The organism is Bacillus sp. JJ1532 (genome assembly GCF_036965085.1).
In the GTDB taxonomy this organism is placed as follows: Bacteria; Bacillota; Bacilli; order Bacillales; family Cytobacillaceae; genus Cytobacillus.
On record NZ_JBALOW010000034.1, the window covers coordinates 1 to 12,287 of the forward strand.

At 36.4% G+C, this 12,287-nt stretch carries 10 protein-coding genes and 2 pseudogenes; 1 reads left to right on the forward strand and 11 read right to left on the reverse strand.

All coding sequences use genetic code 11. From position 1 onward, the window contains the following. Positions 1-279 precede the first annotated feature (279 nt). The 8 genes and pseudogenes from V7122_RS12765 to V7122_RS12800 form a co-directional block, all read right to left on the reverse strand. Positions 280-666 (reverse strand): hypothetical protein, encoded by a 387-nt coding sequence (locus V7122_RS12765; RefSeq protein ID WP_335527073.1) that lies wholly within the window; start codon positions 664-666, stop codon positions 280-282. 1,083 nt (positions 667-1,749) lie between these two features. Then, positions 1,750-2,418 carry a Type 1 glutamine amidotransferase-like domain-containing protein gene (locus V7122_RS12770; protein ID WP_335347530.1) on the reverse strand — a complete coding sequence of 223 codons (669 nt, stop codon included), beginning with the start codon at positions 2,416-2,418 and terminating at the stop codon, positions 1,750-1,752. 892 nt (positions 2,419-3,310) lie between these two features. Then, entirely contained in the window at positions 3,311-3,634 is a 324-nt protein-coding gene (locus V7122_RS12775) for a winged helix-turn-helix transcriptional regulator (RefSeq protein ID WP_335347529.1), read from the reverse strand. A 121-nt stretch (positions 3,635-3,755) separates the two neighbouring features. Then, the gene (locus V7122_RS12780; RefSeq protein ID WP_335354927.1) at positions 3,756-4,316 is read right to left on the reverse strand and encodes an NADPH-dependent FMN reductase; all 561 of its coding nucleotides are present in this window, start codon (positions 4,314-4,316) and stop codon (positions 3,756-3,758) included. Positions 4,317-4,438: 122 nt separating this feature from the next. Then, positions 4,439-4,696, reverse strand: a pseudogene (locus V7122_RS12785) (LLM class flavin-dependent oxidoreductase); the annotation flags it as partial. An 855-nt stretch (positions 4,697-5,551) separates the two neighbouring features. Next, complete coding sequence (locus V7122_RS12790; RefSeq protein WP_335490180.1) at positions 5,552-6,031, reverse strand: CBS domain-containing protein; 480 nt, start codon at positions 6,029-6,031, stop codon at positions 5,552-5,554. A gap of 275 nt (positions 6,032-6,306) precedes the next feature. After that, on the reverse strand, positions 6,307-7,500 hold the full coding sequence (locus tag V7122_RS12795; RefSeq protein ID WP_335527074.1) for an MFS transporter: 1,194 nt from the start codon (positions 7,498-7,500) through the stop codon (positions 6,307-6,309). A 139-nt stretch (positions 7,501-7,639) separates the two neighbouring features. Beyond that, entirely contained in the window at positions 7,640-8,686 is a 1,047-nt protein-coding gene (locus V7122_RS12800) for an LLM class flavin-dependent oxidoreductase (protein ID WP_335527076.1), read from the reverse strand. Positions 8,687-8,964: 278 nt separating this feature from the next. Between V7122_RS12800 and V7122_RS12810 the strand changes: the two genes are divergently transcribed. Further along, positions 8,965-9,315, forward strand: coding sequence for a winged helix-turn-helix transcriptional regulator (locus tag V7122_RS12810; protein ID WP_335347523.1), 351 nt, complete (start codon positions 8,965-8,967; stop codon positions 9,313-9,315). Positions 9,316-9,613: 298 nt separating this feature from the next. Here the strand turns inward: V7122_RS12810 and V7122_RS12815 are convergent, their stop codons facing one another. The 3 genes and pseudogenes from V7122_RS12815 to V7122_RS12825 form a co-directional block, all read right to left on the reverse strand. Beyond that, entirely contained in the window at positions 9,614-10,807 is a 1,194-nt protein-coding gene (locus V7122_RS12815) for an MFS transporter (RefSeq protein WP_335347522.1), read from the reverse strand. A 278-nt stretch (positions 10,808-11,085) separates the two neighbouring features. Next, positions 11,086-11,529 (reverse strand): annotated as a pseudogene (locus V7122_RS12820) (carboxymuconolactone decarboxylase family protein). 28 nt (positions 11,530-11,557) lie between these two features. Further along, positions 11,558-12,214: an FMN-dependent NADH-azoreductase gene (locus V7122_RS12825; protein ID WP_335527079.1), complete on the reverse strand. Its 657-nt coding sequence runs from the start codon at positions 12,212-12,214 to the stop codon at positions 11,558-11,560. Positions 12,215-12,287: the final 73 nt, after the last annotated feature.

The following is a 12,287-nucleotide window of genomic DNA, read 5'->3' on the forward strand; positions in this document are numbered from 1 at the left end:
TTCCCTTAGACATTTTTTCAAATAAATCCACCGGCATTGTGAATTTGGTTGTTTTCTCATTACGTCAATATGTATCTATTTCTATCTGTTAAGGCTTGTCGTTGATTTTATAAATAACTAAACCCCGCCAAGTGATGGCGAGGATTAGTTACTTATATTAAACTACCGATCTCCGTTACATGAACAAAGAACTAATTTATCGTGTGACTTTCTAATAAAACTTGCATTTTCAAAATAATAGACATCCCTCAAGTAAGTCTAATTTAAATTTAGTGAGGCTTAGGAGCATACAGGAGCACAAGGTAATTGCACGTTAGAATCTGATGTCCCATTACTATAAAGGAAATTTGCAGAAGCTGCTCCTGCAGTAAGTGTTACGCTGCTGTTAAACGTATACGTGAATGACAATGGTGTAGCGGTAGTTTGAAGGGGATTAGCTCCAATTCCATTGCCACCTGGGGCAGTAGTACAAATACCTTCGCAAGCAAATCCATCTGTACAAGTAAAATCTCCAAAAGATACACAAGGTAAATCTATACAGAATGTGACTAAGGGGCTACTAGGATTTATAGTAATTGTAAATGTGTTATTAAGCGGAGAAAATGTTGTCATTATCACTGTTCCACTTTCTGTAGTTATTGTTGAAGAACAAGGTATTACACCCATATATGGTGACCTCCTTTCAAATAAGATACAATAAAAATATTCTCACTTAAATTATTTGTTTGGACAAACAGGTAATTTAATAAAGATGTATGTAATAAAGCTGAACATCAATCTTTACTTCTCTGCAAAAAAACTGAATCGTTAGTTGAACAAGCACCCAGTTAAATATTGATATGAATTGTTCCATCTGATTTAACTGTAACCAATGGATACTCAGGAGAGTTTTCACCAGTAAGAATACTTTCTTTATCTAGAATTTTTGATAGGCTTTTCATAAATTTAAATACCGCATGGGAGTTTAAGTACATTCCTTCACAATATCACCTATATATTAACATAAATATCCAGTTCTCTTTAAAGGTGTTGTTCAATTATATGGCCCTTTTCATGAAGAAAGACGCTTTCCTTATTTCAGAAAAGCGCCCGATTGTTGAAGATCGATATTGAACTAAAGCACCCGTTACTTCAATAGGTATCTGTTAATCTTCAGCCAAAATGATGTTTTTAAAATGTATTTAAAAGAGGCACTATTATTATTGATAAACCTAAACTTATTAAGAATGTAATAAGCCAATCCCTTTTTTTCGTTGTCTTAAGTAGTATATTTAGTACCGAACCAATACAAATAGAAACTAAAAATACGAACAAAATCATAATAATCGTTTCCATAAAGCCTCCAGACATCAATTGTGTAATATTTTACCACTATTCCCTTTGTTAAACTAACATGCCCCGTTAGTGAAAAAGCGTCTCCTCCTATTGTAGAAACGCCCCCGTTAGTTTAAGTGAAAAGATTCACAAAGTTGGTACATTTAAGAAGATTAAAATTTTGAGTGCAAATATTTACAAAAAAGCCTTACTTCCTTCCCAAAGTAAGGCTTGCCTAATTAAACTATCCTCCCTGTTACTTCAATAGAGTTCAACATAAAGAAACGATAATCCTTCTTGGATTATCGCTCCCTTTAGTGGAGTAAGAAAAAACGATTCTTCTATATTGAAGAATCGCGCCATTAAGTTTCTATTTATTTTCAAACTAGCCCACTATTCCAAGAGATTATACCAAGAAACGGGCGTATAGTATGATCAAGGTGTAAACAGTTTCCAATGCCCTTCGGATAAAACTTCTACCGCTCCTTCGATTACTTTGATTGCGGTTTGATCGTCAATCGCATACGCAGTTCCCTGCATCCCGGCTGCCCATCTCTCTGCGGCAGCCATGGTGTTTCCCGGGAGCATCTCGTGATCCAGGTGCGGAAAGATTGAAAAATCAACCAGTCTCAGTGTTTCATCACCACCGCCTGGTGGAGTCCAGCCAACGAAATATTCCCCTATGTTAGGTGCCAACACCATGCTCCCAGCACTCATTCCCACATAGACTGAGTTCAGTGACGGTAAAAGGTCTGCCAGCCCGGATTGACGCATCCAGTGGCACAGGTAAAGGGCGTCGCCGCCTGACACCAGCAGTACATCTGTCTCCTGAACCAGTGGTATCCAGCGGTTTTCGTCGATGCTTGGAAGCGCTGTGAGCTCCAACACGCCGACGGATTTCCAACCGAGGTCGACCATGGGATTCTCTTCTTTCCCACTGATGAACTGCCAGGCTTTAACGCCAGGGCCAACCCAAGGGTGTCCATACATCGCAGTGGGGATGCACAGGGCGTTGGAGTCAGCAATCGGCTTGCCCAGCATGTCAACCAGCGCGTCGTGTATGCTTTTGTTATTGATGCCTCCAGATGTAAGCAGAAATTTCATAACTTCACTCCTTGTCTTTGTTTGGTACTGTCAAGTCTGTTCTTACTTCTAAGATAGCAACCCTAGCTTTATGAATGATTAGAACACTTCAATTGAATTATTGTTAATCCGATGTTCAGCTTATTTGTCTATTCGAATACCTGGTGAAGCTCAATCTGTCCTATACTTTACAATTCTACAAAACTTATATAAATCCTTGTTCAACTATTCTGCCTGTTAGCTTAAGTACAGTTCTTCACAATTTCCACTTTTCTATAAAGAGTTATTCCATTAAATGGCCCTTTTCATGAAGAAAGACGCTTTCCTTATTTCAGAAAAGCGCCCGATTGTTGAAAATCAGTGGCTGCTGAGTATGGCTCGCACTTATTGAACTCTAGCACACCGTTCGTAACAATGAGGACGGGATGCCAAAGCATCAGTATTCACTCTATCAAATCCTGTTACTTCAACAAAAAAAGAAGCAGCCTAAAATTAGGAGCCTCTTCATTATAGAAAACCTTGAGTTAAATATTAGAATATGCCTTCACATTTACTTCAAAGAATAATCCTGTACGTCATTCCAGTTGTTAACTCTCACGTATCCTGTTTCAAGGATATTGTGAAGAACAGTAAATATGATTCCCTACCCACAAAAACAACGATTGGGGAAAAAAATATAAAGATTTAAGAAAAAGCTAAAGCCTATACTGGTCTTTAGTTTTTTGCTTTTTAATTATGTTTGCATAGTTTATCTTAAACTAACCTGACCTTTCGTTTAAGTATATTTCTTCACAATGCTCTTCTCATTTTAACATCATTTCCCAAATACCTTATTCAACAATCGGGCAGCAGTTATCTACAGTATCATTACTAAAAAGTTGATAGAATGCACCATTATCTTTTTAATAAAAATTTAGCTAGTTTGCTCGGTACTCTCCCATTTATTTGACCATTTCTCTATCTCATTCAGAATTGGCTTAAAGGCTAAACCTTTTTCTGTCAATGAATATTCGATTCGAACAGAAGTTTCTAGAAAGATAACCCGTTTAACAATTCCTAGCCGTTCTAATTCTTTTAGCCTTTCGGACAGTACTCTTCTACTTATTCCTATTGAAGATTCAATACTATGAAAACGCTGTTGCCCGTCTAGCATCGTATAAATAATTAAGCCATTCCAACGTTTACTCAAAATACTTATTGTTTTCTTAAAGCTGGGATTAACCACACATTTATTCATTTTTAATCCCTCCTAGCGTATATTTGGGCAAGCAGGCATTCTGATTTTTTTCTGTGAGTTTGCAGTATTTCAATGAACCATCACCTATGAAAATACTGATGGTTCAATCATTTCTTTAAAATCAGTATTCTGCTTCTTTTGCTTCTCGAATATTTTTATAGGTTTCGGTTAGTAAAACTGTGTCTTCCACCAATCGTGCAATACGGAAGAAAATATCATCATTTACTATTTCTTTACGATGGAAATCCTTTTCTTCAATAAAGACATAAGTTTGAACGATTTGCGCCTTCAGATATGAAAGAATTGGTTTTAATTGTTGTTCAGCAATTAGGAAATGTTTCGGTGACCCAGCTGTAATGACCATGCTGACAATTTTATCTCGTAAGGCATTCACAGGCAGTAAATCAAACAAATTTTTAAGCGTTGCAGGAATAGATGCTTGAAATATGGGTGTACCAATCACAATAGCATCTGCTTCCATCATAGCTTTTGTAATACGTCCAGTATCACCCTCATACTCTAAATAATTTCGACCATCACTAAATCGAATGTCCATTTCCGCTAAATCAATTAACTCAATCTCAACAGTTGCATAGGATTTTTTAAATTCTTCAAAGACGACATTCATAGCCGTACGCGTTTTTGACCCAACAATTGAACTAGAAATAGCTAGTACTTTCATGTTATTCAGCTTCTTTCTTTGTAAATTTTTTAATCTCAGGAAATATTTTTATACCAATTAACTCAATATTTTTCATAACATTTAATTTTATTGAGTAGTTCAAATTTTTCTTCAAATAACTGTTCATAAGCTCGTACAGGGTCCCATGTACTGATAATTGTTGAAGCACTAGATATCTTAATATTTTTAGTTGCTTGTACAATAGCCCCTAAGACAACTGTGTGTGCCTGAGTTGTGAAATACTCTCCAAGACCAAAGAAATCAATGCCTGCCTCTTCTGCAAGCTTTGCTTCTTCAATTATTTCTTGAATTCGTTGTTGTTGTGTTATACGCTGTCCTGTATGTGGATTTGAAAGAGGATCATCTAAGCCAAACTCGATTCAATCGTCTTTTTTAATTTGATATTGTTCCATATTTATTGCCCCACTTTCAAATTATTTTTGTTAATGTAATTATGAATCTAATAGCATATTTTATAAAGTACGCACTTAAAAGTGGTATAGTATACAAAAAGATACTAAAGGGGTAATTAGGATGAATCTAGAACCAGAATTATGTCGTGTAGAAGATGCTTTAAGCCATAGATCGACTACTGCCATGGTCAAAAAACCTTATCTGTTACTTGTATCGTCTTTAACAAGTTACCTAAATAATAAATCAAGTCCCGACCTCCATGAAGGTGGGGACTATTTGACGCTTGTTTAAGTAAGATTGATAGAAGAAATGAAATGATATAAAATTCATTTTTTTTGTTTTTTATAGACCACTAAGCAATAACATAATGAAATCACAGCAAAAAGAATCGAAACAGCTGCTTTTATTTTTTCATTATATCCTCCTCCATCCATCTTTTTGTTTGCTTGGCTTATTTTGGAATACGAAATCCACGACATGCCTGCTGTTGCTTTGAAATAAAGTTTGATCAAAAATACCTTACAAATCATTATTTTATAATTAGTAAAAAGAATCCAATTAAAAAAAAGATTGATCATTTTCTACCCGTGTTGCTCTACAATCGCGCCCGATTGTGGAATATCAACTTACCTTTAATTAGGTCGTATTGTTAAACGGAAAACAATAGTTCAATAAAACAGCGGCAGTCTAGGACTTTCTTTTCCCTAGGCTGCCGATTTTGTAATTTCCTTTTCTGATAGTTGTTTATTAATCAACTGACCCCGCATACAACATGCGCCGAGTGTATGTGGCAACACATGGGGTGCAGGTGAGTATTCAGTCTATTGTTCCTGGACTGATTCTTCATTAAATATTGATTTTGATAAATTATGGATAATATCTCCACGGCTTATAATCCCTATAACTCTACCTGCTCCATTCACTACAGGAAGCTTCTTAAAATGATGCTTGGATATTAAACTAATGGCACTTTCAAAGTCATCATCGGGTGCTAATGTCTTAATATTTTTCTTAACCATAATTTCCTCAATAGGGGTATTCATTTTTTCTCTTAATACATCTTCTATTTTTTGAGCTTCTTCTAAATAGGTAACATAGTAAGCTAAATAAAAAGTCTCTGTATGTGGGGAAAGAAAGCGTACGATATCCCCATCTGAAACGATGCCCACTAAATTTCCTTTATCATCAACCACTGGGACACCACCAATTCGATTCGTTTCTAAAATAGAAGTTAATTCTTTGACAGTTGTTGAATGCTTAGCTGTAATTACTTTTCGAATCATAAAATCGCGTACTTGCATGTAGACCTTTCTCCTTTCCGCATAAAGAATAAAGAACGTACTAGCGGCTTTTACAAGGTTAATTTCTTGCGCATACAAAGCTAAGAATGAAGCAATAACAAAATGCAATCACAGCAAAAATAATCGAAACAGCTGCTCTTTTATTACATAATCCTTTTATAGTTGTTTATTAATCAACTGACCATCTATAAACACATGCTGTTTTAATTTCTAGTAGTAGAAAAACCTGATTTTTCGTAAAACACTAAATTTGTGTCCCATAAGGTTGCCTTATACTATTCTTTGATTGCCATTAATTTCTCCGATTGTTGTTTTCTTTTTATGGTAGTGGCGGCAATCTGCAAGCCCATCATCGCTACGTTAATCACAATCAGCCCCGCTATTGCTGTTGAGAAGCTATCCATCGCATCGTGAATCCAGCCAAGAATAAGGGGGCCGGTTGCCCCGATTACATAGCCGGCTGATTGAGTCATGGCCGACCAAGCAGCCGCCTCCTGTGGATTGTCGGTAGCGTCCAAAGGCAGTAGTAGATTGAGAGAAAACAATGCGCCGGCGCCTACACCAATAAAGATCGTGGCAATCAACGGTGCAATGGAGGACGCAAGCATCACAAGCCCTACGAGTTCCGACAGCGCTGCAACCATTAGCCAAAGGCGACGTGAAGGGAATTTACGAAGCATGATTGGCAGAACAAAGCTTACCGGAATCTGGACAACAACGAAAATCGTAAGCGCACTTGCAGCGTAGGACTTACTATAGCCCATCCCTTGAATAATCTGTGGCAACCAAGCTGTGACTGAATAGAATAGCATGGCCATCAAACCGAACGTCAGTGTAAGTAGCCAGGCTATCTTATTTGTCCATGGCATACTCGTCTTCGTGCCGGTTGAAGTAGGATGATCTTGCGGTCTAATATTCCGCATAACGAACAACCACCATAATAGCACTGCGACGAATGCGATTACCGCCCATATACCGAGCGCGCTCTGCCAAGAGTTCATACTATTCTGCATCGGCACAATCAAGCTCGAGCTTAATGCTGCTCCCAAAGTAAGTGCAACCGTGTATATCGCTATCATCGAAGGCACATGCTTAGGAAAGTGGCGCTTAATAAATCCAGGAAGAAGCGGTCCTACAAATGCAATTCCTATACCCGCGATAAAAGCGGTAATAAGCAAAAATGAGCCCGAATTCGTGAAGAACCTAAGAACAGTACCAACTCCGATGACAAGTAGCGACCATCCTAATACCCGCTCAATACCCCATTTTCCGCTGAACTTTACGGCTACAGGAGCGAAGAGTCCCATACAAAGAACAGGAATCGAGGTCAGCAAACTCGCTACGGAGGCGTTCATTCCTAAGCTGGTTCTAATCGTTTCGAGCAATGGTGCGATTGAATTAATTGCCGGACGCAAGTTCAATGAGGCAATAAATAAAGCGATTATCATTAAAATATATTTCTTTTTCATAAAAATTTCAAACTCCTTCAAGATCTTAGGATCTTATTATAAATTTCAAACCAATAGTAAAGCCCAACTTCACCGTAGATTAATAAGAAATTGGGCTCTTTCATTACTTAATTAAAGCGACCTATTCTGGAATATTTATTTATTTGTTTTTCAATTCTCGTCTTACTTGTGGCATTACTTTAGTAGCTAATAATTCAATCGCACTTGCAATCTGGGATAACGGCTGACAAATATCAAGCTGCATAATAAAGCGATTATGACCAAATAATTCGTGCTGATAAAGAATTTTTTCAACGATTTCTTCAGGACCTCCAACAGCAAGTGCATCATTTTTAGAAACAGCTGCTGCCACTTGATCTTTAGGAATATTTCTTCTCATCATCGTTCCAATATAATTAGAATAATATGGGTAAAATTCATTAACAGCCTGTTCGGCAGTCTTGCCAATATAGCCATGGCTTGTGATTGCAATTTTTAAATCCTCTTCTGCATGTCCTGCCGAAATCCCAGCCTGACGATAGGCTTCTACTAATGGTTTTACATAAAAAGGATTACCTCCTAAAATAGCGAGTGCCATTCCAAACCCAGCCTGCCCAGCCCGAACTGCACTTGCAGGGGTACCTCCTACTCCTCTCCAAACAGGAATCTTATCTTGTTTTGGTCTAGGTGCAATCTCGCTATTATTTAATGGCGAACGAAACTTCCCTTGCCATGTAACACGTTCATTATTATTTAATTCTTGTAACAGTTGTAGCTTCTCTTCAAAAAGTTCATGATAATCATCTAAGTCATAGCCAAAAAGAGGGAACGATTCGATAAATGCTCCTCTACCAGCTATGATTTCAGCACGCCCTCCTGAAATTAAATCTACTGTCGAAAAGTCTTCAAATACTCTTACAGGATCTGCTGTACCTAATACGGTTGTAGCGCTGGCTAGTCGAATATTTTTCGTTGCATGTGCAATCGCTGCTAATACAACAGGTGTAGCTGAAACTGCAAAATCTAAACGATGATGTTCCCCTAAGCCAAAGATATCCAATCCTGCTTCATCGGCTAGCTTCGCTGTCTCGATTATATTTTGAATGCGTTCTTCTGCAGGAATGATTTTTCCAGTAATAGGATCTGGAATTATTTCTCCAAAAGTATAGATACCAAATTCAAACTTCTCTTGATTTGTCTGGCTCATATGGCAACCCTCTTTCATTTATATAATTATCTTTCCTTAAAATAAAATAGCATCCAGTGAATATTGTCCTGCCCCCGTAAGAGCTATAGGAATTGCTACAACTAATGTAGCAAGACAGTATTCATATCCACCTTTTTGTCCTCCCCTTTAATTCTCTTTATCCAAAATGTTTTTAGATTTCCTTTGAATGATGTTATTATTACTCATAATAATCATTTTAAAAAGTACGCACTTAAAAGTGGTATAGTATACAAAATGATACTAAAGGGGTAATTAGGATGAATCTAGAACCAGAATTCTGTCGTGTAGAAGAGTCTTTAAGCATATTAGTCGGGAAATGGAAACCAATTATCTTATTGCATTTATTGAAGAACGGTACTCAAAGATTCAGTGAATTAAAACGAAGAATGCCCGGAATCACGCAAAAAATGCTGACTAATCAATTACGGGAGTTGGAAAACGAGGATATTATTCAGCGTGTTGTCTATCCACAGGTTCCACCTAAAGTGGAATATTCGATTACCGAATACGGCAGGAGCTTGGAACCAATCTTACACGCAATGCATGACTGGGGAACAAAGCATCAATTGCATAAAAGACAAAAAATGAATGAAAAAGTGAGTAAATAAAAAAACTGCCTTTATTGGCAGTTTTTTTATTAAATATCTAATTTTCTTTAAAGGTGTTGCTCAATTAAATGTCCCGATTGTGGACTAGGAGCTACAGACGATTCTTCAACTAAACTGCCCAGATAGTTTAGGTACAATATTTCACAATCTTTCATGTGTAATAAGAAAGGCGATTATCAAATTGGAAATTAATAAAAAGATTTGATATGACATTAAAAGAGGTATTTTCATGCACTATATTAGCATGAAAATGGAAAAGCATCCAAAGTGGTTCATTCTAATCTATTTACTACTTCTTTCATTGGATTTTCCTGTATTTTACAGTGTGATGAAACTTCCCATGAAGTATATAATAAACTCCGATTCCGGCTAGAATGAAGAAAGTGCTATAAAAATATAATGAACTATAGCCTACTTTTACTGTTACGAGACCGAATAAAAAGGAACCAATTCCAAATCCAAAATCAAATGTTGATAGGTATGTAGCCGTAGCCAATGCCCTTTTTTCAACCGGTGCAATTTGAATGGCGATTGTTTGAAGACTTGGAAAGATGGTTCCCCAACCTAAACCAATAAGGGCCGCTGAAAGAAGAAATGATAGTAATGATGTTGAAGCGCTAAGAAAATATGTTCCAACAGCATAAAGGAAAATTGCCGGATAGATAATTTTATTTGCTCCATAAAGATCAAACCATTTCCCGGTAAAAGGTCTCGAAATTAACAGGATGATAGCATACACTACAAAGAAATAACTAGCTGCTTCAACTAAACCAATCTCTTTGGCATATACAGACATAAAAGAAATAATTCCAGAATAAGCCAAAGCAAAAAATCCAGAAATTAATGAAACGGGAATAGCAGAACCCTCAAATAAGGACTTTATTCCTTTACTTGAATCTAATTTTTTGACTTCTTGTGTTACAGTGTTTTTAGGAATCCGAACAAATAAGGCGACAATCAGAGCAACTAGTGCCAATAAAGCATTAATGAAGAACAATAGATTTGTTCCTCCGTGATGCATAATAGTTAACCCTAAAAAAGGTCCAATTACCATACCAAGATTGAGTGTTAGTCCATAATAGCCCATCCCTTCCCCTTTTCGTGATTCAGGGATGAGATCTGCTACGATGGCTCCGGTAGCTGTAGTTGCCATTCCAAATCCAATTCCATGGAAAAAGCGAACAATAAGTAGTGTAGTGATCGATTGCGTTATAAAATAAAAAAAAGATGAACCACAAACTATTAAGAAAGCTGTCAAAAAAACAGGATACTTTCCAATCCTTTCTATCCATTTGCCCGCGAATGGACGAGTAATGATACCTGCAATTAAAAAAATTGTAACAATTAGCCCAACTTCCGCTTCATTACCATTTAGTCCTTGCAAGGCATATATCGGTAAAGTAACCAATAAATAATAAAATATTGTAAAGGTAAGAAAATTAGCTATTGAAATACTAATAAAATTTTTTGTCCATAATTTGGGCTTGAGCAATATAATTCCTCCATTATTCATCTATATTAAAAAATATAAGTTTTGATATATTAAATACTTGCTGTTAGTTATTTTTATCATTTTTTGACAGAATACTCCCTTGCCCAAAGACGGATTAGGATAATCCGAAAATGAGCGCCTATCCTTGTTCAAAGATAGCGCCCGATTATGGAATATCAATGCCTAAATCTCATTCGAGATAAGCCCCTGTTACTTTATTTGGATGCATTTTGTCTACAAACTGTGCCTAACACCCATAAGATGTTCGTTGAGAATAATTATTTTTCAGTTGCTGTATTCCCCATTGCAATAGAAATTCTATTCCAACTGTTGATTTGATTAATTATTAGTACAAGGTCAACATATTGTCGCTCGTCATAATGTTCACGTACTCGTTGATAAAGCTCATCTGGTACACGTTTTGTCGGGATTAAAGTCACGTATTCTGTTAACTCAAGAGCCACTTTTTCTGGATCTGTGTAAAATGTGCACTCTCTCCAGGCACTAATTCAATATAATCGTTGTTCCGTTTCACCCATTCTTCTAGCATCAGCTGTATGCATGTTAAGACAATATGCACAACCATTTATTTGAGAAGCCCGAATTTTTATAAGTTCACGAAGTTTACGGTCTATACCTGTTGTTTTCGTATACTTCTCCATTTCCATCATTATTTTAAGTGCTTCTGGTGCTACATTGTAATAATCAATTCGTTGCTCCAATTTAATTCCTCCTAATATTTCTTTTTATTTAAGACAGTATTAATTCAGCCGCTAATCTTGAAGCAGCTTCTTCCGCTTCTTTATATGCTTTTTGTAATACTTCAATTGGGCTTAGTAAAGCAGTTCCTTGTGCGCGAATGATTTGATAATCTTCAATTCCAAGGAAATTAACGAACATTGACTTCAGGTATTTATTAGAGTACTCAACTTCTGTATATCGATCATTATTGGTATAGATTGATCCACTTGCTTGTATGACAAGCATTCTTCGTCCATCATTAAGTAGTCCCACTGACCCATTTTCAGTATATTTAAAAGTTTCGCGTGCTATCATAATATTGTCCATGTAATCTTTTAACTTTGATGGAATATTGAAATTATGCACAGGTAACACGATAACGTACGTATTTGCACTTTTAAATTGTTGTAAAACCTCGGACATGCGCTTCGTTACTTTTTGTTCTTGGCTAGTTAGTTCCTGTTCTTTTCGTTGTTTTTCCCATGCACTTAAAACCGTTTTATCTATCATAGGCACTACATTACTGTACAAGTTAATCTGTTCAATTACTTCACTATCAGGAATTAATTCTTTATAAGCTTTTAAAAAGTGGTTAAAAACCTGCAAGCTTACTGAAGAAGTATCATCTATTTTGGGGTGTGCGTTAATGATAAGTGTTTTGTTCATTTGTATTTCTCCTTTAAAATGAATTTTAGACACTAATTAAAGACTCGTTTAATCGTCGATTAACATTGTCTAT

Bases quoted from the DNA above. Each gene is read 5' to 3' on its own strand.
- V7122_RS12775 (WP_335347529.1), bottom strand. From the start codon at position 3,634: ATGAATAAATGTGTGGTTAATCCCAGCTTTAAGAAAACAATAAGTATT.
- V7122_RS12770 (WP_335347530.1), bottom strand. From the start codon at position 2,418: ATGAAATTTCTGCTTACATCTGGAGGCATCAATAACAAAAGCATACAC.
- V7122_RS12790 (WP_335490180.1), bottom strand. From the start codon at position 6,031: ATGCAAGTACGCGATTTTATGATTCGAAAAGTAATTACAGCTAAGCAT.
- V7122_RS12810 (WP_335347523.1), top strand. From the start codon at position 8,965: ATGAATCTAGAACCAGAATTCTGTCGTGTAGAAGAGTCTTTAAGCATA.
- V7122_RS12825 (WP_335527079.1), bottom strand. From the start codon at position 12,214: ATGAACAAAACACTTATCATTAACGCACACCCCAAAATAGATGATACT.
- V7122_RS12795 (WP_335527074.1), bottom strand. From the start codon at position 7,500: ATGAAAAAGAAATATATTTTAATGATAATCGCTTTATTTATTGCCTCA.
- V7122_RS12780 (WP_335354927.1), bottom strand. From the start codon at position 4,316: ATGAAAGTACTAGCTATTTCTAGTTCAATTGTTGGGTCAAAAACGCGT.
- V7122_RS12800 (WP_335527076.1), bottom strand. From the start codon at position 8,686: ATGAGCCAGACAAATCAAGAGAAGTTTGAATTTGGTATCTATACTTTT.
- V7122_RS12765 (WP_335527073.1), bottom strand. From the start codon at position 666: ATGGGTGTAATACCTTGTTCTTCAACAATAACTACAGAAAGTGGAACA.